The sequence below is a fragment of the Winogradskyella sp. J14-2 genome (genome assembly GCF_001971725.1).
In the GTDB taxonomy this organism is placed as follows: Bacteria; Bacteroidota; Bacteroidia; order Flavobacteriales; family Flavobacteriaceae; genus Winogradskyella.
In genome coordinates this window covers 2,826,070-2,851,110 of sequence record NZ_CP019388.1, presented here as the reverse complement: position 1 = coordinate 2,851,110, position 25,041 = coordinate 2,826,070, and the positions used below count along the sequence as shown (strand labels likewise).

General features: G+C 33.8%; 23 protein-coding genes. 9 read left to right on the top strand and 14 right to left on the bottom strand.

Going from position 1 to position 25,041, the window contains the following annotated elements; genetic code table 11:
- The first annotated feature begins 7 nt into the window (after positions 1-7).
- Positions 8-382, top strand: a complete 375-nt coding sequence (locus BWZ20_RS12845; RefSeq protein ID WP_076620514.1) for a VOC family protein — start codon at positions 8-10, stop codon at positions 380-382.
- 6 nt (positions 383-388) lie between these two features.
- Here the strand turns inward: BWZ20_RS12845 and BWZ20_RS12840 are convergent, their stop codons facing one another.
- Positions 389-832 carry an Lrp/AsnC family transcriptional regulator gene (locus tag BWZ20_RS12840; protein WP_076620513.1) on the bottom strand — a complete coding sequence of 148 codons (444 nt, stop codon included), beginning with the start codon at positions 830-832 and terminating at the stop codon, positions 389-391.
- Positions 833-916: 84 nt separating this feature from the next.
- Between BWZ20_RS12840 and BWZ20_RS12835 the strand changes: the two genes are divergently transcribed.
- Positions 917-1,345, top strand: a complete 429-nt coding sequence (locus BWZ20_RS12835; protein ID WP_317041680.1) for a hypothetical protein — start codon at positions 917-919, stop codon at positions 1,343-1,345.
- A 219-nt stretch (positions 1,346-1,564) separates the two neighbouring features.
- Here BWZ20_RS12835 and BWZ20_RS12830 read toward each other — a convergent pair whose 3' ends face one another.
- Complete coding sequence (locus BWZ20_RS12830) at positions 1,565-5,038, bottom strand: methylmalonyl-CoA mutase family protein (RefSeq protein ID WP_076620511.1); 3,474 nt, start codon at positions 5,036-5,038, stop codon at positions 1,565-1,567.
- A 368-nt stretch (positions 5,039-5,406) separates the two neighbouring features.
- On the opposite strand from BWZ20_RS12830, the gene BWZ20_RS12825 reads away from it, so the two are divergent.
- Positions 5,407-6,507, top strand: coding sequence for an OmpA family protein (locus BWZ20_RS12825; RefSeq protein WP_076620510.1), 1,101 nt, complete (start codon positions 5,407-5,409; stop codon positions 6,505-6,507).
- A gap of 32 nt (positions 6,508-6,539) precedes the next feature.
- Here the strand turns inward: BWZ20_RS12825 and BWZ20_RS12820 are convergent, their stop codons facing one another.
- The gene (locus BWZ20_RS12820; protein WP_076620508.1) at positions 6,540-7,670 is read right to left on the bottom strand and encodes a TlpA family protein disulfide reductase; all 1,131 of its coding nucleotides are present in this window, start codon (positions 7,668-7,670) and stop codon (positions 6,540-6,542) included.
- 161 nt (positions 7,671-7,831) lie between these two features.
- Between BWZ20_RS12820 and BWZ20_RS12815 the strand changes: the two genes are divergently transcribed.
- Positions 7,832-8,536, top strand: coding sequence for a DUF4197 domain-containing protein (locus tag BWZ20_RS12815; protein WP_076620506.1), 705 nt, complete (start codon positions 7,832-7,834; stop codon positions 8,534-8,536).
- Positions 8,537-8,608: 72 nt separating this feature from the next.
- The gene (locus BWZ20_RS15565) at positions 8,609-8,836 is read left to right on the top strand and encodes a Lacal_2735 family protein (protein ID WP_317041698.1); all 228 of its coding nucleotides are present in this window, start codon (positions 8,609-8,611) and stop codon (positions 8,834-8,836) included.
- Here BWZ20_RS15565 and BWZ20_RS12805 read toward each other — a convergent pair.
- The 5 genes from BWZ20_RS12805 to prfA form a co-directional block, all read right to left on the bottom strand.
- The gene (locus BWZ20_RS12805) at positions 8,833-9,339 is read right to left on the bottom strand and encodes a hypothetical protein (protein ID WP_076620504.1); all 507 of its coding nucleotides are present in this window, start codon (positions 9,337-9,339) and stop codon (positions 8,833-8,835) included. The two genes, BWZ20_RS15565 and BWZ20_RS12805, sit on opposite strands and share 4 nt — an antisense overlap.
- A 179-nt stretch (positions 9,340-9,518) precedes the next feature.
- Positions 9,519-10,301 carry an ABC transporter substrate-binding protein gene (locus tag BWZ20_RS12800; protein WP_076620502.1) on the bottom strand — a complete coding sequence of 261 codons (783 nt, stop codon included), beginning with the start codon at positions 10,299-10,301 and terminating at the stop codon, positions 9,519-9,521.
- 35 nt (positions 10,302-10,336) lie between these two features.
- Entirely contained in the window at positions 10,337-11,152 is an 816-nt protein-coding gene (gene pyrF / locus BWZ20_RS12795) for an orotidine-5'-phosphate decarboxylase (RefSeq protein WP_076620500.1), read from the bottom strand.
- Complete coding sequence (gene lepB, locus BWZ20_RS12790) at positions 11,152-11,826, bottom strand: signal peptidase I (RefSeq protein WP_076620498.1); 675 nt, start codon at positions 11,824-11,826, stop codon at positions 11,152-11,154. The genes pyrF and lepB overlap by 1 nt, the downstream gene beginning before the upstream one ends.
- A 29-nt stretch (positions 11,827-11,855) precedes the next feature.
- Positions 11,856-12,932 carry a peptide chain release factor 1 gene (prfA, locus tag BWZ20_RS12785; RefSeq protein ID WP_076620496.1) on the bottom strand — a complete coding sequence of 359 codons (1,077 nt, stop codon included), beginning with the start codon at positions 12,930-12,932 and terminating at the stop codon, positions 11,856-11,858.
- A 755-nt stretch (positions 12,933-13,687) separates the two neighbouring features.
- Between prfA and BWZ20_RS12770 the strand changes: the two genes are divergently transcribed.
- Entirely contained in the window at positions 13,688-14,350 is a 663-nt protein-coding gene (locus tag BWZ20_RS12770) for an ABC transporter ATP-binding protein (RefSeq protein WP_076620491.1), read from the top strand.
- A 2-nt stretch (positions 14,351-14,352) separates the two neighbouring features.
- Here BWZ20_RS12770 and BWZ20_RS12765 read toward each other — a convergent pair whose 3' ends face one another.
- From BWZ20_RS12765 to BWZ20_RS12750, 5 genes are all read right to left on the bottom strand, one after another.
- Positions 14,353-15,354, bottom strand: coding sequence for a DUF3078 domain-containing protein (locus BWZ20_RS12765; protein WP_083677221.1), 1,002 nt, complete (start codon positions 15,352-15,354; stop codon positions 14,353-14,355).
- 11 nt (positions 15,355-15,365) lie between these two features.
- Entirely contained in the window at positions 15,366-16,544 is a 1,179-nt protein-coding gene (locus tag BWZ20_RS12760) for an AIR synthase related protein (RefSeq protein WP_076620489.1), read from the bottom strand.
- A 49-nt stretch (positions 16,545-16,593) separates the two neighbouring features.
- Positions 16,594-17,274 (bottom strand): outer membrane beta-barrel protein, encoded by a 681-nt coding sequence (locus BWZ20_RS12755; protein ID WP_083677220.1) that lies wholly within the window; start codon positions 17,272-17,274, stop codon positions 16,594-16,596.
- A gap of 186 nt (positions 17,275-17,460) precedes the next feature.
- Positions 17,461-17,598 carry a hypothetical protein gene (locus tag BWZ20_RS15330; RefSeq protein WP_157358413.1) on the bottom strand — a complete coding sequence of 46 codons (138 nt, stop codon included), beginning with the start codon at positions 17,596-17,598 and terminating at the stop codon, positions 17,461-17,463.
- Positions 17,599-17,792: 194 nt separating this feature from the next.
- A complete protein-coding gene (locus BWZ20_RS12750) occupies positions 17,793-19,979 on the bottom strand; it encodes a glutamine synthetase III (RefSeq protein WP_076620487.1) in 2,187 nt (728 codons plus the stop codon).
- Between the two features lie 176 nt (positions 19,980-20,155).
- Here BWZ20_RS12750 and BWZ20_RS12745 point away from each other — a divergent pair, with 176 nt between their 5' ends.
- Positions 20,156-21,172, top strand: a complete 1,017-nt coding sequence (locus BWZ20_RS12745; protein WP_076620484.1) for a glutamine synthetase beta-grasp domain-containing protein — start codon at positions 20,156-20,158, stop codon at positions 21,170-21,172.
- Positions 21,173-21,233: 61 nt separating this feature from the next.
- On the opposite strand, the gene BWZ20_RS12740 is transcribed toward BWZ20_RS12745, so the two are convergent.
- The gene (locus BWZ20_RS12740; RefSeq protein ID WP_076620482.1) at positions 21,234-22,184 is read right to left on the bottom strand and encodes a calcium/sodium antiporter; all 951 of its coding nucleotides are present in this window, start codon (positions 22,182-22,184) and stop codon (positions 21,234-21,236) included.
- Between the two features lie 165 nt (positions 22,185-22,349).
- Between BWZ20_RS12740 and BWZ20_RS12735 the strand changes: the two genes are divergently transcribed.
- Positions 22,350-22,709, top strand: a complete 360-nt coding sequence (locus BWZ20_RS12735; RefSeq protein ID WP_076620480.1) for a BlaI/MecI/CopY family transcriptional regulator — start codon at positions 22,350-22,352, stop codon at positions 22,707-22,709.
- Between the two features lie 2 nt (positions 22,710-22,711).
- On the top strand, positions 22,712-24,823 hold the full coding sequence (locus BWZ20_RS12730; protein WP_076620478.1) for a M56 family metallopeptidase: 2,112 nt from the start codon (positions 22,712-22,714) through the stop codon (positions 24,821-24,823).
- Positions 24,824-25,041: the final 218 nt, after the last annotated feature.

The following is a 25,041-nucleotide window of genomic DNA, read 5'->3' as shown; positions in this document are numbered from 1 at the left end:
TGGAATTATGAATTTAAATCAAGTGACCATACCATCTCTGAATGTTGTAAAATCTGTTGAATTTTATAAAACTCTAGGATTACAACTCATTGTTGATGCAGCACCAAGATATGTTAGGTTTTTATGTCCTGATGGTGATACCACGTTTTCAATTCATAAGGTTGAAAAACTATCTAACGATAATCAAACCATCATTTATTTTGAAGTGGATAACCTTACCCAAACTGTAGAAATGCTCAAACAAAAAGGTATCGCTTTCAACACGGAAATTACCGAACAATCTTGGTTATGGAAAGAAATAAGACTGAAAGACCCAGATCACAATCAAATTATAATTTACACAGCTGGTGAGAACAGAAAAAATCCACCTTGGCGGATTTAAATAGAATTACTTTAAAGGCTTAATCTCGCTATGTTTTACCACGTGAGATAATACAATCTGCGTTTTGGTTTCGCCATAGGTAATTAATTGGTCTATGAATGCCTCTAAGTGTTTTTGATTTTTTAAAACTACTTCCATTACAATATTTTCATTGCCTGTAATTCGGTAGCAATTGACGACTTCATCATACGTTTTTACCTTTTCTAAAAACGGCTTTAACATTCCCATAAACGCTCTTAACGTAATTAATGCCTTTAATTGATAACCTGCTTCAAAAGGTGAAACAAATGTGGTATAGCCCTGAATAATTTCGGCATCTTCCATCTTTTTAATACGCTCACCTACAGCAGGTGAGCTGATGCCGACACGCCTTCCGATTTCAGCATTAGACATGCGCGCGTTTTGTTGCAAACACTTTAAAATCCTCCAATTTAGATTATCAATATTCATTTAAACAAAATAAATCACAATAACATAATTATTAAAGCTAATATACAATTTAACCTTAATATTTAAAGTAAATTTTCATTTCTCTTGAGTAAATTCGTAATAATTGCTATTGAAATTATGAGCTACAACCTACCCTCTCATTTATCGGATTTGCCTGTGTATCAAAAGGCAATGGATATCATTATGCTTTCGAGAAGTATCTCGACATATATCAATCACGATTTATCATATTTGAATGAAGATGGTACAGAAGATAGCGACATTTACTTTTCTGGCGATATTGTGCAACAGTCCACAAATCTAGCACCAGAAATTATTAATGCAGAACGTGAACGCCATTCTGACAAAAAACACAAACATCTAGACAGCCTAGAGCGTTTAACCAGCAAACTATACAGTAACTGCAGACGTTTAGAGCGTTCTAAGAGCAATGGCAAAGATTACTTACCGCTTTTGCGTGGCGAAATCAAAACATTTAGAAAACTGAAACGTAATTGGATGTTAACGCTTTAATTTGGTTTTTGGTAATCTAATTTATAAAGCATATCGACAAGCTCAGGGTAAAGGGCTCAAATAAGTCGTTTAATACAAAAACCTAGTGCTTTAGATGCTTACTTCGGCTACGCTCAGCATAAGCGACTCACACACTTTTTAAAAAAAAGGTACTTCGACTGCGCTCAGTATCAACGAACTCTATGATGTTTTTGATAAAAACATCAAGAGTCTGTTGACTTACATATTTCGTCTATACTGTCCACCAACTTCGAATAAAGCTGATGTAATCTGTCCTAAACTACATACTTTACAAACGTCCATTAAAGCTTCAAAAATATTTTGATTGTTGATGGCTTTGTGTTGTAAATCTTTTAGCAATTCAGTTGTGTCTGTTGCTTTATGTAAATTTTGAAGCGTTTTAATTTGGTTCTCTTTTTCTTCTTCAGTCGCTCTAATTACTTCCGCAGGTTGTACTGTTGGCGAACCTTTACTGCTTAAGAATGTGTTTACACCAATAATTGGGAATTCACCATTATGCTTCAAGGTTTCGTAGTACAAGCTTTCTTCCTGAATTTTACTACGTTGATACATCGTTTCCATAGCACCAAGTACACCACCACGCTCTGTAATTCTGTCAAACTCAGCCAATACAGCTTCTTCTACTAAGTCGGTTAATTCTTCAATGATGAAAGAGCCTTGAATTGGGTTTTCATTTTTAGCTAAACCTAATTCTTTATTGATGATTAACTGAATTGCCATTGCACGACGTACAGACTCTTCCGTAGGTGTTGTAATCGCTTCATCATAAGCATTAGTATGCAATGAGTTACAGTTGTCATAAATCGCATATAATGCTTGAAGCGTGGTTCTGATATCGTTGAAATCAATTTCCTGAGCATGTAAACTACGACCAGAGGTTTGAATATGATACTTCAACATTTGTGCCCTTGGATTGGCACCATATTTATGCTTTAAGGCTTTTGCCCAAATTTTACGTGCTACACGACCAATAACTGCATATTCTGGGTCTATACCATTTGAAAAGAAGAATGATAAATTAGGGCCGAATTTATTGATGTCCATTCCTCGACTTAAGTAGTATTCTACGTATGTAAATCCGTTAGCCAACGTAAACGCTAACTGCGAAATTGGATTTGCACCAGCTTCTGCAATGTGATATCCTGAAATAGATACCGAATAGAAGTTACGCACATTATTTTCAATAAAATATTCTTGCACGTCACCCATTAAACGTAAGGCAAATTCTGTTGAGAAAATACAAGTATTTTGTGCCTGATCTTCTTTTAAAATATCTGCCTGAACCGTTCCTCTTACTTGTGCAATGGTCTTTGCTTTAATGGCTTCGTAGACGTCTTTTGGTAATACCTGATCACCTGTAACACCTAATAACATCAACCCTAAACCGTCGTTTCCTTCCGGAATTTCGGCATTGTATTTAGGACGTTCTTTGTCCTTGTAAATCGCTTTTATCTTTTGCTCAACCTCATCTTCTAAACCATTTTCTTTGATATAAATTTCGCATTGTTGATCTATGGCTGCATTCATAAAAAACCCTAGTAACATTGGTGCAGGACCGTTAATGGTCATACTTACCGATGTCATAGCATCTGCCAAATTAAACCCTGAATAGAGTTTTTTAGCATCGTCTAAACAACAAATACTCACACCTGCATTACCAATTTTACCATAAATATCTGGTCTGTAATCCGGATCATTTCCGTATAAAGTTACCGAATCAAAAGCTGTAGATAAACGCTTTGCTGGCATACCTAAACTCACGTAGTGAAAACGTCTGTTGGTGCGCTCTGGCCCACCTTCTCCTGCAAACATACGTGTTGGATCCTCACCTGTTCTTTTAAAAGGGTATAATCCTGAAGTATATGGGAATTCTCCTGGTACATTTTCTTGTAAACACCATCTTAAAATATCTCCCCAAGCTTGGTATTTTGGTAAAGCTACCTTTGGAATATCGGAATGCGATAACGACTTGGTGTGCGTTTCTATCTTAATTTCTTTATCTCTTACCTTGAAGCTATAAATAGGATCTTTATAACGGTTTACTTTATCATTCCAACCTGTTATGATTTCCCAATTGTAAGGATCTAAGTTTAGTTTTACGCGATCGAATTCTGCAATAAGTAACTTTAGAAACTCTTTGTTCTCGACTGCGCTCGAACTGACAGAGTTTTTGTCATTCAGAGCAACGCGAAGAATCTCGTCTTGGTCTAAACCTTGTTTTCCTATAAAAGACCTTTCGACTGCGCTCAAGGTGACATTTCCAACGGAACAAATAGTCTTAAAAATTCCGTATAACTTTTGAGCCACCTCTACCTGAGCATCTGCTGTTTTATCGTAGGCTCTATTGTTTTCAGCAATTTCTGATAAGTAACGTGTGCGTGATGGCGGAATGACAAAAATCTTCTCGCTCATTTCCTTAGAAATCTCGAAAGTCGATTTTAAGTCTGCTTCGGTTTTTTCAGCAACCTTATCCATTATTGCTTTGTAAAGCGTATTCATTCCTGGATCGTTAAACTGAGAGGCGATAGTACCAAAAACAGGCATTGTATCTGGATCTGCGTGCCATAAATTATGGTTACGCATATATTGCTTTTTCACGTCGCGCAACGCATCTAAAGCACCACGCTTATCGAACTTGTTAATCGCTACCAAATCGGCAAAATCTAACATATCGATTTTTTCAAGCTGTGTGGCTGCACCAAATTCTGGTGTCATTACATAAAGTGATACATCGCTATGCTCTAATATTTCGGTATCTGATTGTCCGATACCAGACGTCTCTAAGATGATTAAATCGTATTCAGCAGCTTTTAAAACCTCAACAGCTTCGTTTACATATTTAGATAATGCCAAATTAGACTGACGTGTTGCCAAACTACGCATGTATACACGCGGTGAGTTGATGGCATTCATTCGGATTCTGTCACCTAATAATGCACCACCAGTTTTACGTTTTGAAGGATCTACAGAAATTAATCCAACCGTTTTTTCAGGAAAGTCGATTAAAAACCGACGTACTAACTCATCTACTAACGACGATTTACCTGCACCACCTGTACCAGTAATTCCGAGGACTGGAACAGCCCCTTTTGATTTCCCCAAAGGGGAAAAAAGAGTTTCAAACTCATCGTGTTTATTTTCAGCAAAAGAAATTAATCTTGCAATAGTATTGACATCTTTATCTTTTACGGACTGCTTAATTTCCTTCCCTTTGGGAAGGATTAAGGATGGGCTTTCGTAATCTGATTTTTCAACCAAATCATTAATCATTCCTTGCAAGCCCATTTCCCTTCCATCATCTGGCGAATAGATTCTGGTAATTCCATAATCCATTAACTCTTTAATTTCTTCTGGTAGGATTACTCCACCTCCACCACCAAAAATCTTGATGTGGCCTGCACCTTTTTCTTGCAATAAATCGTACATGTATTTAAAATACTCGTTATGACCACCTTGATAAGATGTCATAGCTATAGCATTAGCATCTTCTTGTATTGCAGTATTTACCACCTCTTCCACACTTCTATCATGCCCAAGGTGGATCACCTCTACTCCTGTTGCCTGAATAATGCGACGCATAATGTTTATTGCTGCGTCGTGCCCATCAAAAAGAGATGCAGCAGTTACAATTCGTACTTTATGCTTTGGTTTATATGGTGAAATTTGTTCCATTCGTAAAAATCTTGCTTAATTGAGGTGCAAATTTACTGAATATCCAAAAAAAACTTACTTAAAATGTAAATTATATAACTTGGACAAGATACCTCAATTGTTTAGGGTTTTCTTTAAGAGAACTATTAAAAGTCACCAGATATTTTTTTTGTATTGCAGACTATTATTTTATGAAAACGTCAATATTATAATTTTTTTATGTTTTTAATATTTAAATCACTACTTTAGATGTCTAACTTTCAAGCTTTTATTCTCTTTCTCAAATCTCAAAGCTATTTGTGACCCATTGCTGTTATTGCGTGTCTAAGAAACGTAAGGATATTCCTTACATAAATAAACTATAACCATTAACTAATTATTTAATTCTTATGAAACAAAAACTATTATTACTAATTTGCTTTGTTGTTGGGATAGGATTTTCTCAAGCACAAGGACTACCAACAAACCCTGAACCAGGTAAATGTTATGTAAAATGTATTACTAAAGATGAGTTTAAAGAAGTTGAAGAAACTATTCAAACGTATCCAGCATATACAACATTACAAGTTGTGCCTGCAACATACAAAACTGTTGAAGAGCGTGTTTTAGTAAAAGAAGCATCAAAAAAGTTTGTCTATGTACCTGCTACATATGAAACTGTTGACGTACCTTACGTAAAGCAAGAAGCTCGAACGGACTTAAAAGTAGTTCCTGCAACTTTTGGAAGAGACTCTAGAACTTTTGAAATTTATCCAAAAACTTCTGGTTGGGAGTACAAGGTATTAGAAGATTGCCCTTCTGTAAACAAAGATGATTGTGTTGCTGCTTGTTTTGTTGAGTATCCTGCTCAATCTAAAGATGTTAGCTTTACAACTTTAGCGTCTGACGCTAGTACTAACTCTGTACCAGTACCAGAGCAAACAACTACTTACAAGAAAAGAGTTATTAAGACTCCTGCTAGAATGGATGAGATTGAAATTCCTGCTGAGTACACAACTATCAAAAGAAGAGTTGTTGACACTCCTGCTAGAACTGAAACTACCACAATACCTGCACAATACCAAACAGTTACAAGAACTGTATTAGACAAAAAAGGAGGTATTACGACTTGGGAAGAAGTCGATTGTGAGTTATTAAACCCAAATGTATTACCTGTATTTTATGAATTAGGTAGCGCTAGATTAACATCGTCTTCTAAAAAGACTATCGATGACACTTTACTACCAATGTTAAGTGACAGTAATGTTAGTATTGAAATTATGTCTCATACAGACTCTAGAGGTAATGATGACTTTAACATGTCTTTATCTCAACAAAGAGCAAACTCTGTAGTTAATTATTTAGTTTCTAAAGGCATCTCAAGAAGCAGATTAACTGCTAGAGGATTTGGAGAAACAAGATTGACTAACAGATGTTCTAACGGAGTTGAGTGTTCTGAAGCGCAACACCAAAGAAACAGACGTACCGAGTTTAGAGTTATCTCTAACTAAGAGTTACTTTTTTCAATGAAGAAGCTCCTTTTTCAAGGAGCTTTTTTTTGTATATAATATACTGGATATGAAATTATTTTCTTTTCGGCTCTAATACCATAGTTATCTTCTAAATCGGTTTGCATTAATTGAAAAAATTTATAATGAAAATCCCAGTCGTGCAGTGTTAAGCTCATACCCGAATCATCTGGCACAATTACAGGCATATCTAAGACATATGCTAATTGATAGGCGATATCTTTCAATGACACATTATCCCCTTGTATTTGAGCATCTCCAATTAAATATTTAGCGTTGTTTTTTCCCCAGTCTATTTGGTTAGTATCCCAAAACTTTGGTGTGTCTACAGTAAAGCTTATACCTTCTCCTTCGTTGAATTTTCTATCTACTCCCAAGTTTAATTCTGTAATTAATTTAAAGGCTATATTTTCATTTGTATTTAATGGTTTTTTAAAATATACCGCATAGTTGCTATCCAAACCATCAGCAATGACAATTTGATTCTTATATATTTTTGCTAAATATCCTAATACAGCCTTTAAAGATCCTGAAACTTTTAAATAGTTATCATTATCCACTACACTCAATTCTTCAAAGCCACTTGCCAAAGGTTTAACTTCCATTGCTTTTGTAGGGATGTACTCGTTTGAAGTTTCATCTTCTACCCTTATAATATTAAAAAATGAACTTAATGATGTTCTAGCGGTTTGTTGTCTTAAAAACTTTGCCACCATTTCTTTCTTTAGATCTGGAGCTCCGCCTTCCCAAAGTACCTTTCCATTAGCATTAAACAAAACACCTGCAGGTAAAACATTTACATTGTACTTACCGAATGTCTCCTTGTTATAATCTATGGCAACAGCTAAATCGTTTGGTTTTTTCTTTAAAAACTTCTCTACCTTTATTGGGTTTTCGCTCGATAATGAGACAACATAAAAATCATCTGGAAACTGGCTTTGCAATACTTTTAAATGTTCTTTAGCTGCAATACATGGCACACACCATGTTGCCCAAAAATCAACAAAATATAATTTATTATTATCAGGTGAAGCAATCTTAGATTCTTGAAGAAATTCTGAAACCTTAATCTGACTATTTCCATAGCCAAGTACTAAAAATACTATTACGACAAATGAGAGAAGTTTTTTGTTGAAGAATTTCATAATACATTTTACAGTTTACAAATGAATAATCAAATACTATGCTAAAAATAAGAATTTTAACCAGTTAATGCATTCTAACGTTTTTCTGTCGTTAAAATTGCCATACTTTATGCTACTCTATTTTTTTAAAATATCTTTGTTAAAACTAAAGCTTAAATTTTATGTTTAAAAGAATTTTTATTCTACTTGTGGTTTTCAATTTAACTGCCTGTGCCGAACTGCAAGATGTAGTAAATCAATTACCACAGTCTGGTGGTATTGGTAATACCGATATAGCTGCTGGTTTGCGCCAAGCCTTAAATATGGGTATTGACAAGCAAGTTACCAAACTGACACAAACCGATGGATTTTATAAAAATGAACTGGTTAAAATTCTTTTACCAGAAGCGTTACAAAAAGTAGACGACGCATTACGGAAAATAGGCTTAAGCAGTTTGGCAGACGAAGGTATTAAGGCACTTAATAGGGCAGCTGAAGATGCCGTAAAAGAAGCCACACCCATTTTTGTAAATGCCGTTAAGGACATTACTTTTAATGATGCAAAAGCTATTCTTCTTGGCGAAGACAACGCAGCTACCGAATACCTAACTTCTAAGACACAGACACAACTGTACAACAAATTTAAGCCTGTAATAAGCAACTCTTTCGGTAAAGTTGGCGCAGACCAAATATGGCATAATCTCATTACCAAATACAATAACTTACCGCTTACTAATAATGTAAATCCAGATTTAACAGACTATGTGACTACAGAAGCTTTAAAAGGTGTTTATACTATGATTGCCTTAGAAGAGAAGGAAATAAGAAACAAAGTATCATCAAGAACTACGGATTTATTGAAAAAGGTGTTTGCGCTTCAAGATTAATAATTTAACATTATTTTCAACCTAAACCAGCACCTTATATACTTTTTTTTAGTAACTTAGGTTACTAAATTAATCATCAATTATCGTGCAGAATACAGAGCGCTTACTTCAAAAAAGGTTAAAATTAAAAAAAGGTTAAAATTATATAAGGAATACCTTCGACTTATTGAGGATGCTTACAATCTGAGGCAAACTGATCATGCACTAAGTGATTTTTCAGAATTTAGGGCTACGAAAGTCTTACACCAATTAAATAAACTTAAATTCATTATAGGTGACTCTAAATTACAAGCTAACTAATTTTTGCGCTTGTATAAACCATCAAAGACCACAGTTACATCTTCACCATCTGTTACGGTTTCCCAAAGCTGTCTCACCGTACCATTTGAATTATCTGTCCATGTGACACGATGATAAACTGTTTTTCCTTCGGAATTGGTTTCTTCATCCGTTTGTAAAATCATTTGATTACCAACCTTATTTCCTTTGAGGTGTAAACTTTGCCCTTGATTGTCAATCCAGATTTGTTCCCATTGTTTGGTTTTATTGTTGTAAAAATTATTACTAGTTCCTGAGTATGCAGGTGTAGAGCTAATCCAGTTTTCTTGTAGCACGCAACCATTTTGTAATTTTTTAATAGTGTTTTGGCCAGCTTTTGTACCGTCAGCATTAGTGACCTCCCAAGTACCTATCCAAAAATCGAACTCTGAATGCTTTTCTGTACAACATTTGCAAGTAGAATTTTGTGCAGTAGCGAGTGTATTAAACACGATAAAGACCAAGAGATGCACGACTATTCTCATAATTGGTATAATTCTAATCTAAGTTATTAAACTACATTTAATTATATGCTAATATTAACATAACATTTAAATCAAGTAAAGTCAACATCTTTGTAATGCAAAAGAGATTAAGTCTTAAAAGAGATTAGAACAAGTTAGTTAGATTAAAGTCGGTATTAGTTAGGTACCGACTTTTTTATTTAATAAAATGATGTTTGAAAATACTTATAAGACTTTAATAATCGGCTTCCATACCACGAAAACATTTCTCCATCAACAATAATTATTTCCTTATCCTGAAACTGCTCTTTAAAAGCATCTATATCTTTAGTCTTAAAAGGATATGGCTCACTTGAAAGAAATATTAAATCGGCTTCTTTTAATTTTGAATCCTCTAAATCTATTTCAGGATAACGTTCTTGATTTTCAAAAATATTACTAAAACCAGCTTCATTAATCATTGTATTTATAAACGTATTGGAAGCTGCCACTATCCAAGGATTCTTCCATATAAAATAAGCTACTTTCTTCTTCTTTTTAGATTGTAATGCAGATTGAAATTTTTGTCTTTCAATTTTAATAGCCTCAATTAACTCTGACGCATTTTTAGAACTATTGAAAATAGCACCATACATTTTTATGAGCTCTAAACAATCTTCTACAGTATCTACATCACTGATATGTATTGGAGCTACATCTTCTAAATCTTTGATGATTTCCTTTGTATTTTCTTCTTTATTACAAAGTATAATGTCTGGCCGAAGCGCTTTTATTTTATTAACATGAATCTGCTTTGTACCACCAACAACGGTTTTTTGTTTTCTGAGATGACTTGGGTGTACACAAAATTTTGTAACACCTACAAGTTCATTTTCTAGCCCTAAATCAACTAACAATTCGGTTTGAGAAGGCACCAGAGATACAATTCGTTTTGGTATATGCTCTAGCGCAACATTTCTATTTAACTGATCTAAGTATTTCATCTTGAGATGTTGAAACGAGTTTAGTGCTGCTAATTTTAAGCATTCAGAATTTCACGCATCTGCAATTGCAATTCTTCTGCTTTTGCTGTTGCAGCCTGTGCAAAATCATCGTTTTGAGATGCATATATTATTCCTCTGGAAGAGTTAATAAGCAAACCTACATTATCAGTCAACCCGTATTTACAAACATCTTGAAGATTACCTCCTTGTGCACCAACTCCTGGCACTAGTAAAAAACTATCTGGAATTATCTGTCTAATATCTGCTAAATATTCTGCTTTTGTAGCACCAACCACATACATTAAATTTTCTGAATTTTTCCAAGTTTTTGAAGTTTTTAAAACCTGCTTATAAAGTTCTACTCCATCAACGGTTTTAGTTTGAAAATCGAAAGCTCCTTGATTAGATGTTAATGCTAACAAAATGGTGTGCTTGTCCTCAAAAGCCAAAAAAGGTTCTACCGAATCTTTGCCCATATATGGTGCTACGGTAACACTATCGAAACCTAAATCTTCAAAAAAAGCTTTTGCATACATTGTACTTGTGTTACCAATGTCTCCGCGTTTTGCGTCAGCGATGGTATAAATTTCAGGATGCTTGTCGTTAAGATAGTTTATGGTTTTTTCTAAAGCCTGCCAACCTTTAATTCCGTAAGCTTCATAAAAAGCAGTGTTAGGCTTGTATGCCACACAAAGGTGATGTGTTGCATCAATTATAGCTTTATTAAAAGCAAATATTGGGTCTTCTTCCTCTAAAAGATGTTGAGGGATTTTATTTAAATCTACATCTAACCCTATGCAAAGAAAGGATTGTTTTTTCTTGATTTGAGTGATTAGTTGTTGTGTTGTCATTAAAAGTTATAGATTAATGTTCCCATAATATTCTCTTCATCTACAAAACCTCTATATCTCGAGTCTAATGAATTATCTCTATTATCACCAAGTAAAAAGTACTTTTTTGGCGGTAAAACGATTGGTCCAAAATCCGTTATACTCCAATTATCTCTTTTAGAAGCAATATCTTTAGAAAGTAATGAAAATTCGTTATTATGAATATATCTCTTTAGATTGAGTTGATTATTTGCAACATAATCAGAATCTAAAAAAACTACAATAGAATCAGCACCTTTTTGATACATTTGAAAAGACTCATCGTTTTTAAATTTTTCTATTATTTTTCTAGCATCATTATTTGCAACGATGTAAGAGTGTCTTAAGTTTAACAAGGTATCTATATTTTTATCGTTTACATAAATCACACCTCTTTTACACTCTAGTTTATCTCCAGGAACAGCTACCAATCGCTTAATCAAAGTCCAACCATCTAAACTATCCGAAAATTTAAAATAAGCAAAATCCATAGGCCTTGGCTTAATTAAATTAGACCCAATTATTTTTGAATTTAATTTTAAATTTGGTTCATTTGAGGTGCTTGGAAGTTTGTAATATGATAATGCACCTGTAAGTCTAGCTAAAATAAAGATTCCAGCCAAGAATGATAAAGCATATAAAAGTTTTCTTTTCATAAAAAAAGCCTCAAAAAAGAGGCCTAAATTTAAATTACATCGTCGCTTGCTTTTAACAACTCTGTGTTTTCTGCAAGCATTAATTCATCAATTATTTTTTGAATATCTCCGTCTATGATGTTTGATAAATCATATAAGGTTAACCCAATTCTATGATCGGTTACGCGACCTTGAGGATAGTTATACGTTCTAATCTTGGCACTTCTATCTCCAGAGCTCACCATACTTTTGCGCTTTTCTGAAGCTTCTGCCTGACGCTTTCTTAATTCTTCTTCGTATAAACGCGAACGTAAAACCTTTAAAGCTTTTTCTAAGTTTTTGTGCGATGATTTCTGATCTTGACAACTCACAATCATACCTGTTGGTTCATGGTGCAGCTTAATTGCAGAGTATGTTGTATTTACGGACTGACCTCCAGGTCCTGTTGATGTGGTGCGCTCTATACGTACTTCGGTCATATCTAATTCATAGTCAAACTCTTCTGCTTCTGGCATTACTACCACAGTTGCCGCACTGGTATGCACACGACCTTGTGTCTCGGTTTGTGGCACACGTTGTACACGATGTACACCTGCTTCAAACTTCATAGTACCGTAAACGTCTTCGCCAGAAACTTCGAATATGATTTCTTTAAAACCACCAGATGTTCCTTCGCTTGTACTTACTACATCTACTTTCCAGCCTTTATTACTGCAATATTTTGAATACATGCGGTATAAATCTCCTGCAAAAATACTGGCTTCATCTCCACCAGTTCCAGCACGTACTTCGACAACAACATTCTTAGCATCGTCTGGATCTTTTGGTATAAGTAAGAATCGTATTTCTTCTTCAATTTTGGGCAAATCTTCTTTGGCTTCATCTAGCTGCATTTTTGCCATTTCTACCATTTCGGCATCAGAACCATCTGCTATAATTTCTTCTGCTTCAGAAATATTATCTAACAACTCCTTATAGACGTTTCCTTTATCAACTATTTTCTTAAGGTCTTTATATTCCTTATTTAGCTGAATGTAACGCTTTTGGTCTGCAATAATATCTGGTTGAATAATGAGGTCATTTACCTCATCGAATCGTTGTTTTACAATCTGTATTTTCTCTAACATCGCTCTTCAAAAAATTGGAAACCAAAAGTACAATTTTTTAGTTGATTATGGAGATTTAACGCTTTAGAAACTTATGTCTGAATTTATGGATTATATCAAAAATGTATTTTACGCCTATTTTAAAAAATATTTTCTATCCTTTTAGCGTTTTAGGTAGTATGCGAAAGCAGTTTACCTCTATACTAAACTACTACAAGCCGCTTGCTCTATGGTCGTTTTTAGTGACCATAGCTATTACGGTAATTAATCCAGAATTGATTTTAGCGCTTTGTACTAAATTATTTTTGGTTTTTCTGCTATGGATAATGATTAGCGACAGAAAATTTAGGCAACGCTTAAAATTTTATAAAATAAGTGGTGTGTCTAATTTTAAATTCTTCTTCACTATTTTTATGTTAGACAGCTTAATTACTAGTATTTTTCTTTCGTTGATAAAGGGGTTTATTTAAAGAATCTTACTTTTAGGTGCATGAAGTTTTTTTTTATTTTCTTTCACTTTTACAAAACCTATGTTGCATGGTCTTTTGTTGTTACTATTTTATTAGGGTTTGTTGATTCGCATTATGTTCCTGCTATAGTAACTAAGCTTTTTTTAACCATTTTTGCCGGGTATGTTACCAAAGAAACGTCAAGTAATCGCAAGCTAACCTTTTATAAAAACTTAGGAATCTCAACGTATACACTCTTCTTTTCTATGTTTATTGTTGACAGTGTTTTAACCGTGTTAATTATTTTTTTATTCAAAATTTGAAGTAATGGTTCTTGAAGTAGATAATATAGAATTAAATTTTAAAAACAAACGAATTTTAAGTGGCATTTACTTAAGGGCTGAAACAGGTAAAGTTACTTCAATTTTGGGAAGTAATGGCAGTGGAAAAAGCAGTTTACTAAATATAATTTTTGGAAATCTTAAACCAAAATATAAGCTCATAAGGGTAGATGGTAAAGCCGTATTAAAACCGCTTTACAAAACAGGAATTATAAAATACTTACCTCAATATCATTTTATCCCAAATGGCATAAGTATAAAAACTGCTTTTCAACTTTTTGATGTAGATTGGAAAGCTTTTGTAGATACTTTTGGCACTTTTGAAAGATATGCCACCTACAAAGCACATAAGCTTTCTGGTGGTGAGCGACGGGTTATTGAGACCTACATTGTATTAAAATCTAAAAGCAGTATTACCATATTAGACGAACCCTTTTCTCATATTGCACCTTTGTATATTGAAACCATAAAAACACTGATTAAAAAAGAAAAGAAACAAAAAATAATTCTTATTTCTGATCATCTTTATAAACACATCATTGAAAGCTCAGACGCTATTTACCTATTAAAAAATGCCAGCTCTAAAGCCATAAATAATATAAAAGAGCTAGAAGATTACAGATACTTGAGTGAAGGGCAACTAAAGTAAAATCAAGGTTGAGAAGCGTTGCTTACTAGACTATCTAAGTCTACAACAACACCAACACCTAGCAATTGTTTCCATTGAATTCTAGGACCTTCAATAACGACCTCTTCATTAGTAATTTCATTGGTTTCAACCTCAGATTTAATGTCGTGGTCATATCTTATGTGCGAGCCAAGGGTTGCCTGAACGAATTTGTTGACTTTCATATCTAAGTTAACTTCCCAATCTACATCAACATTACCAAAATTTACCAAGTAGTCTGTATACAATCTTAATCGTGAATTTAATTTTATATTCTCAAAAATATCATCTTCAAATTGCCCTGTGAATAACACACCAAATTCCTGACGAATATTTTCACCTCGCTTTATAACGTTTCCATCCATGTCATAAATTGCAGGTTCTACCCCAAATGCGCCTTGGTTTGCGAGGGCTTCGTCTAGTACAAATGTTGTTTTTAATGTTAATGGTGAAGCATAAAGAGAAAACCTATTTATATGTCTTCCATACTCCATACCTGCTCCCAAAAACACATAGCCTGGTGCCATAAATCTTGAAATCGGGTTATTATCATTAGGGCTGCTGAATCCATTTGCAAATTGAGTATTAAAACTAAACCTTGCAGAATAAAACCAATTACTTTCTGGACTTTTCTCTAAACCAAAGTTAGAAATCACCTCTATAACGTCTTCTGTTTTAAACAATGCTCTATCCTCTTGCTTATTTAAGCCGTAACGTAGACTTAATGAAGAATTCCAAAAGTATGTTTCTGCTCTATATTTGGCTACGGCTCTACCACTAAGAATTGCTGAAATTGAGTTGGTACCACCAGCATTCCAGTTGGTAAATGAGACTTGGTTTAGTGTGAGGCCTACTTCGTTTTTAGTATTCCAACCTAAATCTAGTTTTGATGTAGGGTCTACAAAAAAAAGTGAGTCTGGTTGCGCACCAGCCGTAATAGACATTAAAAAGAAACAAACAAATATTAATCGCTTTATGTATTGCATATGCGCCTTAATTAATATGTAAATGTGCCGTATTCGCTTGTAATTGTTAGTTTTTTAGTTTCTGAAGTTTCTACTCTGCCGATAATCTTAGCATCAACATTAAACGATTTTGAAATCCCAATAATGTCTTTAGCAATGTCTGGCTTTACATACAACTCCATACGATGACCACAGTTAAATACTTGATACATTTCTTTCCAATCTGTTTTAGACTGTTCTTGTATAAGCTTAAACAACGGTGGAATACTAAACATATTATCTTTTATAACGTGAAGCTTGTCTACAAAGTGAAGAATCTTTGTTTGAGCGCCACCACTACAGTGTACCATACCATGGACTGTATCACTCTTGTATGTTTTAAGTATTTCTTTAATTATTGGTGCATAAGTTCTAGTAGGTGACAATACTAATTTACCTGCATTTAATGGAGAATTCTCTATGGCATCGGTTAGTTTTGTATTACCAGTATACACTAAATCTTTTGGCACTGAAGGATCAAAACTTTCGGGATACTTTTTAGCTAAATATTTTGAAAACACATCGTGTCTCGCAGACGTTAACCCATTACTACCCATACCACCATTGTACTCAGTTTCGTAGGTTGCCTGACCAGACGATTCTAAACCTACTATAACATCTCCTTCAGAAATATTAGCGTTATCTATTACATCTGATCGCTTCATACGAGCCGTAACAGTTGAGTCTACAATTATGGTTCTCACCAAATCTCCAACATCTGCAGTTTCACCACCTGTTGAGTGGATGGTAACTCCAAAATTCCTTAAGTCTTCTATTAGATCTTCTGTACCATTAATAATAGCCGAGATTACTTCGCCTGGAATACGATTTTTATTTCTTCCAATTGTAGATGACAGCATAATATTTTCTGTTGCTCCAACACAAAGCAGATCGTCAATATTCATAATTAAAGCATCTTGAGCTATACCTTTCCAAACCGATAGGTCTCCTGTTTCTTTCCAATACATGTAAGCTAGAGAGGATTTGGTACCTGCTCCATCCGCGTGCATAATTATGCAGTAATCGTCATCATTGGCCAGATAATCTGGTACTATTTTGCAAAAGGCTTTAGGAAATAAACCTTTATCTATGTTTTTTATGGCATTGTGCACATCTTCTTTTGAGGCAGAAACACCTCTTTGCGCATATCTCTTGCTTACAGAATTACTCATGGAAACAGGTAATGATTCTTGGTAATGCAAAAGTAAGAATAGAAATTAATTATTCTATTAAATTAGAATTAATTACTGTATCTATGTTTTCTAAAATTTGCTTTTTTCTTTTGTTACCTCCAAAATAAAAATTTAAGCCTAACCCTACTCTCACAATAGACTCATCATTATCTGGCTGTATTAAACCTTCCATCTCATTAGAGAGTACGTAATTAAAATCTCCAAATAATTTAATACCTAACCCATCAATAATCATGTATTCTATGCCCAGACCAACTTGAACTTTTGTATGTGTTTCTTCAAAAGAATTAGATGCATTATACCCATAACCTCCAAAAATAAAAGGAGAAACTTCACTGCATGGGCTTAGTAAATATTCGAGATTTAAATCAAAAGACATAAAACCTTCATTCATTGTATCGCTAAGTGCAATATTGTACTTGTTAAATGAAAGATTTACGTTAAGATTGCTTAGTATATGATACTTGTAACCTATTCTAAAAAAAATATCAAGTTCTGAATCTGGGTAATCGCCAAGAATCATTGAAGTACCTATACCAGCATCTGCAGCATGGGTTCCCCTTAGTTGCAAAAAATCTAGCTCTTTATAAAGATTCTTGTTATTTTGTTTGGTTGTATTGTTTTGTATCTTTTCTTCTTGGGCGCTTACAAAGCATAGGTTTATAAAAATAAAAATTATGGTTAGCAATTTATTTTTATCATTAATCATAGAAACTTAATTAGTAAAGAAGATTAGGTCATTTAAGTATCTGAGGGTGTACAATATAGAAAAATATTTTACAATTCATAAAAAACAAAAAAATCAACTAAAACAAAAAAGGATAAATCCATCTAATGTAGAAATATCCTTTTCTTAATTTTTTTTGTGGCTAATAGCCTTGTTAATATCTCAAATTTAAGATTCTGTCTGTAGCGTTGGTTGTACATTAACAACCTCATCATTTACAACATCTTTAATGTCTTTAGAATTATCTTGTGAGAGCATTAAGGTTGCACCCACTAGAATAGCTACGCTTAGTAGTAACTTCTTCATTTTTTCAAATATTGATTAATAGCACTACAAATATACTAAACAAAGCGCATGCAAAAATGAAGAGAACTGGTTTTTTTGTGGTAATCTATAGGGTTTTCGACAATACGGCATTTGTTATCGACCAACGACACTTATTCTACTTTCTATTGAGATTTTTGTACGTATAACTACGTACAAATGAAACTTTATACTTTTTATTTGGTAAATAATAACTCTCTGTATTTAGTAAGTGGCCACAACTCATCGTCTATCATAAGTTCTAACTTATCACAGTGGTATCTTATATCATCAAAAAGCGGTTTTATCTTGTTGCAATACCCTTTGGCTTTCTTTTCAATATTATTTTGAGCATTTAAGTTTTTTCTGTCTTCAATCATGTTGGTTACTAAAGAGTTTATAGCCTCAATATGTTTAGATATTTGTTCGATGATATTTAATTGTTCTTTTGCAAAATCCCTAAACTGCTCTCCATAAATAGCTTTAAGTCCTTTAACATTTTCGATAAGTATATTTTGATATCTTACTGCTGTTGGGACCACATGATTACGAGCAATATCACCAATAACCCTACTTTCTATTTGAACATGAAGTATATACTCTTCCATTTCTATTTCGTAACGCGCTTTAGACTCCACTTCATTCATAACACCAAGGTTTTTAAACAACTCTATTGACGGTTTTGAAACCTTGACTTTTAGGGCTTCTGGAGTTGTTTTATTGTTACTAAGGCCTCGCTTTTTTGCTTCTTTTTGCCACGCCTCGCTGTAGCCGTTTCCTTCAAAAAGGATCGCTTTTGATGTTTTGATATATTCTCTCAACACATTAAAAATAGCATCATCTTTCTTCATCGATTTCTTATCAATCAACACATCAACTTCTTCCTTAAAATCCATTAATTGCTTGGCAACAATGGTGTTTAATACGGTCATAGGGTTTGCACAATTTGCCTTAGAACCTACTGCTCTAAACTCAAACTTGTTACCCGTAAATGCAAAGGGAGAGGTTCTGTTTCTATCTGTATTATCTAGAAGTATTTCAGGAATTTTACCCACCACATTTAGCTTTAAATCTGTTTTCTCTTGAGGTGATAACTTACCTTTAGTAACTGTTTCTAATTCTTCTAAAACTTTAGTTAATTGCGAACCAATAAAAACTGAGATTATTGCTGGAGGTGCTTCGTTGGCTCCTAAACGATGATCATTACTCGCAGATGCAATAGCTGCTCTTAATAACTCCTCGTAAATTTGTACAGCCTTTATAGTATTAATAAAAAAGGTTAGAAATTGTAAGTTACTCATTGGAGTTTTTCCCGGAGACAAAAGATTAATTCCAGTATCCGTACTAAGACTCCAGTTATTATGTTTACCAGACCCATTAACACCTGCAAACGGTTTTTCGTGCATTAGCACACTAAAATTATGACGTTTAGCCACCTTCTGCATTACATCCATTAACAACGAATTATGATCTACCGCAAGGTTAGCTTCCTCAAAAATTGGCGCTAACTCAAATTGATTTGGCGCCACCTCATTGTGTCTAGTTTTTACAGGAATACCGAGAAGCATACATTCATTTTCTAAGTCTCTCATGTACGACATTGCTCGAGCAGGAATACTACCAAAATAATGGTCATCTAATTGTTGCCCCTTTGCAGGAGAATGCCCAAGTAAAGTTCTGCCTGTGAGCACAATATCTGGTCTTGAAGTTGCCAAAGCATTATCTATTAAAAAATATTCTTGTTCCCAACCTAAAGAAGCAGTTACTTTCCTCACATTTTTATCAAAATATTTACAAACGGCAACTGCAGCCTTATCAACAGCTTGTAAGGCTCTTAATAGAGGCGTCTTATAATCTAAAGCTTCACCTGTATAAGACACAAAAACGGTAGGAATACACAATGTTGTGCCGTATACAAACGCAGGAGATGTTGGGTCCCAAGCTGTGTAACCTCTTGCTTCAAATGTGTTTCTTATACCACCATGCGGAAAACTCGACGCATCAGGTTCTTGTTGTACCAACTGACTACCACCAAACTTTTCAATAGCCATTCCATCTCCTATAGTTTCAAAAAAGGCATCATGCTTCTCTGCCGTTGCACCTGTTAAAGGCTGAAACCAGTGCGTATAGTGCGTTGCTCCTTTAGATATAGCCCATTCTTTCATTCCTGTAGATATATGGTCTGCTAATACACGGTCTATTTTTGTCCCTTTCGTTATGGCTTCCATAATACTCGATAAGGCTTCTTTAGTTAAATATTGGCGCATGGCATTTTCATTAAACACGTTTGCACCAAATACTTCTGAGCGTCTTTTGGACTCATCTATTTTTAATGGCTCTCTTTTTAATGATTCTTTAACTGCGAAAAATCTCAATGTTGACATATTAATTATATTTTAACCCAAAAATACAAATTAATCATATTTAAGAAGACACACCCCTTTAAATTTTAGGGTTTATTAACGACTTTTAATAACATTAAACCCAAAATACCCTATTTTTTTTGACGGTATTAAAAAAAAACTAATATTTGCATCATCTAATAATAAATCTTAAACTGATGAGTAAATCTAAATTAGAGTACATATGGCTAGATGGTTATAAGCCAACTCAAAACATGAGAAGCAAAACTAAAGTTGAAGACAATTTTAGTGGAAAACTAGAAGACTGCCCAATTTGGTCTTTTGATGGAAGTTCTACAAGACAAGCCGAAGGTGGATCGTCGGATTGCTTATTAAAACCAGTTGCAATCTATCCTGATCCTGCCAGAAAGGATGGCTACCTAGTAATGACAGAGGTTTTAAATCCAGATGGCACTCCACATCCTTCTAATGGTAGAGCTACTATTGATGATGACGACAATGATTTTTGGTTTGGGTTTGAGCAAGAGTACTTTATTATGGATAAGAAAACGCAATTACCTTTAGGATTTCCTGTTGGTGGTTACCCTGCACCTCAAGGCTTATATTATTGTTCTGTAGGTGGTAGAAATACTCACGGTAGAGATTTAGTTGAAGAGCATGCGGATCTATGTATTGCTGCCGGATTAAATTTTGAAGGTATTAACCAAGAAGTTGCCTCTGGTCAGTGGGAATTTCAATTGTTTGCAAAAGGTGCAAAAAAGGCTGGTGACGAAATTTGGGTAGCGCGTTATTTATTAGATCGTTTAACCGAAAAATATGGTTATTATATTGAATATCACCCTAAACCATTAGGTAAAGAAATGGACTGGAATGGCTCTGGTATGCACGCTAACTTTTCTAACACTACATTAAGAACGTGTGGCGACAAGGCTACTTACGAGAAAATATGTGAAGCATTTAGACCTGTTGTTAAAGAACACATCGAAGTATATGGCGAATTTAATGACCAACGATTAACCGGTGAGCATGAAACACAATCTATAGATGAGTTTAGCTTTGGTATTTCTGATAGAGGTGCCTCAATTCGTATACCAATTATTACTGTAGAAAAAGGCTGGAAAGGTTGGTTAGAAGATCGTAGACCTGCTTCCAATGCAGATCCTTATAAAGTAGCAGGCAGAATTGTAAAGACAGTAAAAAGTGCAGATGTTTAATCAATAGCACTACTTATAAACAAAAAAAAGCTCATAATAATTATGAGCTTTTTTTTGTACCCTATTTTAAAGCTAAAAAGATAAAAACCATGTAAGCTCCAAATAACAACATGCCTTTGTAACGCCCAATAACAAATCGTTTTGGAATAAGCATTAACGGCACCAATATTGCCGCAAAAGCAATCATCCAAAAGATATTAGTTGATAAGATTTCTGGTGTTTCAGGATTTACGGCAATAGGCTTAATTACAGCCGTTAAACCCAATACCGAAGCAATATTAAATATGTTAGAGCCAATTAAATTTCCTAAAGAAATGGCCTTCTCTCGTTTTAAAGCCGCTATTACGGAAGCTGCCAATTCTGGCACACTGGTACCAATAGCAATAACCGTTACAGAAATTGCATAGTCACTTATACCAACCGCTTTTGCAAGGTCTTTTGCTCCTTGTACAAGCCACTCTGATCCAAAATATAGTCCTGCAGCACCAATAATAAGCCATATCACAATCTTAAAGTTAGACACCTCTGCCAAAGCATCGTCAACCTCATCTAAATTTGCCTTTATTGTTTTTCTAGAACTTCTAATAAGTATAACCAAAAATACAATTAAAGCTATAAAAAGAACTGCTCCTTCTAATGCAGAAAGCAATCCATCATTCTTCAAAAAACAATATAGCGCAAACGATACCAACATCATCATTGGCCAATTTAGCCGATAAAAATCGCGATCTACAACTAATGGAGAAATAATTGCTGTTATACCTAAAACCAAGCCTATATTGGCAATATTAGACCCTATAACGTTACCCAATGCAATATCTGTAATACCATCAAAAGCGGCTTGTAAACTCACCAAAAGCTCTGGTGCAGACGTTGCAAAAGACACCACTGTCATACCAATAACAAGCTTAGAGATTTTCAACTTAAAGGATAATCCCACAGATGCTCTTACCAAAAAATCACCACCAACAACCAACAATGCTAAGCCTGCTATAACAAGAAATACACTCATCTACAACCCAAATATTTAATTCATGCTTTTAAGAATTGCGAAGATAGTATTTCATTTTCAAAGCAAACAAAAACTAAATTTCTCGTTAAATAACTATTTTTATAGTTATTTAACTATAAAAATAGTTATATTTGAGTTTAAGATCAATGATTTAATACTTCTAAGATGCAGAAACTCACTAATAAAGAAGAAGAAATAATGCACATTTTATGGAAGCTAGAAAAAGCTTTTGTTAAAGATGTATTGGCAGAAATAGAAACAGACAAACCACACTACAACACTTTATCAACCATAATTAGAAATCTGGAAGAAAAAGGGTATGTGAGTTATAACGCCTACGGCAAAACACACCAGTACTATCCTATTATATCTAAGGAAGATTACAAAAAGCGTTTTATGAATACTGCTATTGAGAACTACTTTAACAGTTCTTATAAAAACGTCGTGTCCTTTTTTGCGAAAGAGGAAAAAATTAGTGTTGAAGAGCTGAAGGAGATAATTGAAATTATAGAAAACAAAAAGTAATCATGGAATATCTATTAAAAGCATCGGCCGTTGTTTGCATATTCTACATATGTTATCAGCTATTATTAAAACGAGAAACTTTTTTTAACCATAACCGTTGGTTTTTGTTACTGGGTTTAGTCATTGCATTAATATTTCCATTAATTGTTATACCAATTAGTATTCCTGTTGAAACTATTGCATCACCACAAATTGCATTTCAAGTGAGCGAGGCAACAACCGATAAAGCACCTGTTACAATAGAAGAAACATTTAATTGGATGTCATTACTACCAATCCTATACATCATTGGTTTTAGCGTTTTATTTCTTCAGTTTTTATTTCAGTTTGGGTCACTTATTAGACTACTACTTAAAAACCCAAAGGACAAGGATGGTATTTACACTTATGTTATTGTAAATCACAAAATTTCTCCGTTTTCATTTTTTAAATGGATAGTTTATAATCCAAAAGACTTTAGTAACGAAGAATTAGAACTCATATTAATGCACGAGAAGGTTCACGTTAACCAAATGCATTCTTTAGACGTTCTTTTTTCTCAACTAGCATGCGTAATCTTTTGGTTCAATCCACTGATATGGTTTTACAAAAAAGAAGTGCATCAAAATCTTGAATATATCGCAGATCGTGAAACGCAAGCTACTACAAAGAATGAAAAAGCCTACCAGCATCTACTACTAAAAACCAGTATATATAACACAAATAATTCATTATCAAATAATTTTTATAATTCACAAATCAAAAATCGAATCATTATGTTACACAAATCTAAATCACATCAGAAAAAACAGTTGAGATATCTATTGATTCTTCCACTTTTAGCAGGTTTATTAATGAGTATGAATACCGAAAAAGTGTATGTAAACGAAATCACCACAACCAAAAACACAAATGAAACGATTGAGTTTTTAGTCACTAAAAACTCAACAGACACAGAATTAAAAGCCATGTCTAAAGCGATTGAGGACAAAGGAGGAACGCTAGTGTTTAGCCAAATAAAACGAAACTCAAATAATGAGCTTATTGATATTTTTGTAAAATTCTACAATCGTAGTTATGGTGGTGGAAATGCAGAAACTCCAATTGAAGATTTTATTATTTACAAAGAGTTTTTTGATGATTATGCCGGCTATGTAGGCAGTCCCCAAAATGCCACTTTTCATTTTGATAGGGACAAAAAACAAAATGAATCTGACTATAGAGCACTACAAAAAAGAGCTATCTCTAAAATGAAAGTTCTCGGCATGCAACATAAGGATCTTTCTACTAAAAAAGAAGAAAAACCGAAATCTAAAAAGTCTGAAAAACAAAAAGTAAAGCAGGAGTCTATAGCTTCGGAAAAAGAGTTTATTATAACAACTATAAATAAAAACACTACAGATGCTGAACTAGAAAGCATAAAAGAAAAACTCAATCAAGAAGGTGTTACCATAAAAATAAAAGGAATTAAACGCAACAAAAAAGGCGAAATTAGAGCTATAAAAATTGAAGCCAAATCCAAAAACTCAAGTACCAAATATCAAATAAGCTCTGATGACGAAGCCATAGAACCAATACACATTGCTTTTGATAAAGAGCACAGCACTATTACTATTAGCAACAAAGATCACAAAACAAAAAAGCATTCTTACATCATAAAAACTGAGGATGGAGATAAGCACAAAATTCAAAAAACAGGGAACAGTAACAATGTATTTGTAATTAGCAAAGAGAAAGTTAACCAAGTTAAAGGCGACACCATGTATGTTGTTGTAGATAAAGACAAAAGAGCAAAGACTATAGAGGTCATCGCTGAAGATGATGATGAAGTTGAGGTTATTTTAGAAGAAAAAATCGGAAACAATGTGTGGATAAGTGATGAGAATATAACCAAAGAAGACGATATAATTATTATTCAAAATGCTTATGACGACGAAAACATGTTTATTTCAACATCTAATGGTAAGGATCCATTGTTTATGGTAAACGATAAGGAAGTCTCTAAAGATAAATTTATAAAAATGAAACCAAAAAATATTGAGTCTGTAACAGTTCTTAAAGATAAGTCTGCGATAGAAAAATATGGTGATAAAGCCAAAAATGGAGTAATTATTATAAAAACCAAAAAGGATTAAATTTCATCAATCTATAAAAACGAAAAAAGCCAAACATCAGTTATTGAGTTTGGCTTTTTTACACTGGTCATTAATTAAACATACTGTTTAATGAAAGCGTCAATTCGGGTGATTTTGAGATTATGAAAAACAAAATATATTTTGTTTGAAGATACCTAAGTGTAACTTAAAAATTGTGTCGAGAACTTTTTAATCACTAAAATTCTAATTCTCGATAC